The organism is Paraglaciecola chathamensis S18K6 (genome assembly GCA_000314955.1).
GTDB classification, from domain to species: domain Bacteria; phylum Pseudomonadota; class Gammaproteobacteria; order Enterobacterales; family Alteromonadaceae; genus Paraglaciecola; species Paraglaciecola chathamensis.
Genome location: BAEM01000001.1, coordinates 1 through 1,109, shown reverse-complemented (window position 1 = coordinate 1,109; position 1,109 = coordinate 1). Strand labels below are relative to the sequence as shown.

Sequence of the window (1,109 nt, the reverse complement as noted above, 5' to 3'; positions counted from 1 at the left end):
ACAATCGGCCACGTTGACCACGGTAAAACGACTCTAACAGCAGCAATCACTACCGTACTTGCAAAAGTATACGGCGGTGCTGCATCTGCATTCGATCAAATCGATAACGCTCCTGAAGAGCGCGAGCGTGGTATCACTATTTCAACGTCTCACGTTGAATACGATACTCCTACTCGTCACTACGCACACGTTGACTGTCCTGGACACGCCGATTATGTAAAAAACATGATCACTGGTGCTGCTCAAATGGATGGCGCAATCTTAGTAGTAGCAGCGACCGATGGTCCTATGCCACAAACTCGTGAGCACATCTTGCTAGGCCGTCAGGTTGGCGTACCTTTCATGGTTGTTTTCATGAACAAATGTGACATGGTTGACGACGAAGAATTGCTAGAATTGGTAGAGATGGAAGTACGTGAATTGCTTTCAGAATACGAATTCCCAGGCGATGACTTGCCAGTAATCCAAGGTTCAGCTCTTAAAGCCCTTGAAGGCGACGAGAAGTGGGAAGCGAAAATCATTGAGCTTGCAGAAGCACTTGATAGCTACATCCCAGAGCCAGAGCGTGACATCGACAAGCCTTTCCTACTTCCAATTGAAGATGTATTCTCAATTTCAGGTCGTGGTACGGTTGTAACAGGTCGTGTTGAGCGTGGTATCGTAAACACAGGTGACGCAGTAGAAATCGTTGGTATGAAAGATACAACGACTTCAACGGTAACTGGTGTTGAAATGTTCCGTAAATTGCTTGACGAAGGTCGTGCAGGTGAAAACATCGGTGCATTGCTTCGTGGTACTAAGCGTGAAGACGTTGAGCGTGGTCAAGTACTAGCTAAGCCTGGTTCAATCAACCCACACACTCAATTCGAAGCTGAAGTATACGTACTAAGCAAAGACGAAGGCGGCCGTCATACTCCGTTCTTCAAAGGCTACCGTCCACAGTTCTACTTCCGTACAACTGACGTAACAGGTGCTGTAGAGCTTCCTGAAGGCGTAGAAATGGTAATGCCTGGTGACAACTTGAAATTCGTAGTTGAATTGATTGCTCCTATCGCGATGGACGAAGGTTTACGCTTCGCAATCCGTGAAGGTGGCCGCACAGTAGGTGC

Annotated in this window: 1 protein-coding gene; it reads left to right on the top strand. The window is 47.3% G+C overall.

Annotated elements, in window-relative coordinates:
• On the top strand, positions 1 to 1,109 hold a 1,109-nt coding region (gene tuf / locus GCHA_RS00005; protein WP_039991860.1), incomplete at both ends, for an elongation factor Tu.